The following is a 1,278-nucleotide window of genomic DNA, read 5'->3' on the forward strand; positions in this document are numbered from 1 at the left end:
TTTCTTCCACCTTATGGATAATCAACAGGTATGATATTACACTTAATATTTTGACAAGATAGCGTGGTTAGAAGGAGAAGATTCAGAAAAAAATAAGGACGCTTTATCCCACGTTTACTTACATCGTTTCATAATCAATCCATTTAGGATCTTCAAATTGGCAATGGGTACATTGTGTCGAAATGGTAATCCAGCTAAATCCATTTACCCAATCTTCTTCTGTAACCACGCCCTCTCCTTCTGTTTCAAAACCGATTTCCTCAATAAAATCATTTTTACCTTCAGAATGCAAATGAACGGAAAGTTTATGGATATTTCCCTCGCATTTCGGACATCTCCATAATTGAAAAGGCTCATACACAGGTACGTCTGTTTCTCTACATACAAAGCCGTTCCAACCATGTTGGTTCTCGTCAAATATTAAATGAAGCTTTCCACATTTGCTACATTTCACAGCAATTGTTAAGTAATGGTAACCTGCATGCGTACAAACCACTACAATATTATTAATTACATCCCCAACATAATAAATTTCAAAATGCTCTTCCCCACAGGAACAAATGATGTTTCCTGCAACATAAAACTCATGATTGTCCTCCCCTTGCGGATGGAGTAATGTCTTTAAATGGGTAGGAATCGGTAACATCATTTCCCACAACTCTCTTTCTATCATTTTTTACTTTCAACATAAATCCAGAATTTTAATGTATAATAATCCCAACACACAAAAGAATATGGTATATTTTTCCTGTATAATCTTATTTCCTACCATAATAGAATATCAATTTATTAAAGCATATTTATAATAAGAAAGGTGGCTGAAAATGAAAAAACTGAAAGTGCGGTATTTTATTCCGGGGTTCTTTTTATTACTGGCTCCACTTCTCCTTTCCATACAAAACGCAGCCGATTCTCCTCACCTTATGATGAAAACATATGGCTACTTGCGTTTATCCGAATGGGCGTTGCTTTCGCTAGGTCTGGGAGCGCTTCTAAACGGAATTATACACTATCGCGAGAGGCAGAGAGGACTGGGGATTGTTTTCATTGCCGCATCCTTTTTCATGTGTATCGGAGTTTTCGTGGATACAGATTTTTCATGGTTTACTATCGCCTTTACTATCATATTTTACGGTGGATTTATCGCTATTATTTATCATATATTCGAAAAGCCCCGTGCAAAGTAACTGAAAAGCGGCTTTGAAAACGTGTGACAAATTATCCTTACACAAATCTAACATTGTAAAACACGCCTGTTGATTATCCATAAGGTGGAAG

Annotated in this window: 2 protein-coding genes; one reads left to right on the plus strand and one right to left on the minus strand. The window is 36.4% G+C overall.

Annotation, left to right across the window (positions count from 1 at the left end; all coding sequences use genetic code 11):
* Positions 1 to 118: 118 nt before the first annotated feature.
* The gene (locus tag HMPREF0083_RS12560) at positions 119 to 649 is read right to left on the minus strand and encodes a hypothetical protein (protein WP_040302617.1); all 531 of its coding nucleotides are present in this window, start codon (positions 647 to 649) and stop codon (positions 119 to 121) included.
* Positions 650 to 824: 175 nt separating this feature from the next.
* Between HMPREF0083_RS12560 and HMPREF0083_RS12565 the strand changes: the two genes are divergently transcribed.
* Positions 825 to 1,187, plus strand: a complete 363-nt coding sequence (locus HMPREF0083_RS12565; protein WP_021621779.1) for a hypothetical protein — start codon at positions 825 to 827, stop codon at positions 1,185 to 1,187.
* Positions 1,188 to 1,278: the final 91 nt, after the last annotated feature.

It is taken from the genome of Aneurinibacillus aneurinilyticus ATCC 12856, assembly GCF_000466385.1.
GTDB classification, from domain to species: domain Bacteria; phylum Bacillota; class Bacilli; order Aneurinibacillales; family Aneurinibacillaceae; genus Aneurinibacillus; species Aneurinibacillus aneurinilyticus.

Bases quoted from the DNA above. Each gene is read 5' to 3' on its own strand.
- HMPREF0083_RS12560 (WP_040302617.1), bottom strand. From the start codon at position 649: ATGATGTTACCGATTCCTACCCATTTAAAGACATTACTCCATCCGCAA.
- HMPREF0083_RS12565 (WP_021621779.1), top strand. From the start codon at position 825: ATGAAAAAACTGAAAGTGCGGTATTTTATTCCGGGGTTCTTTTTATTA.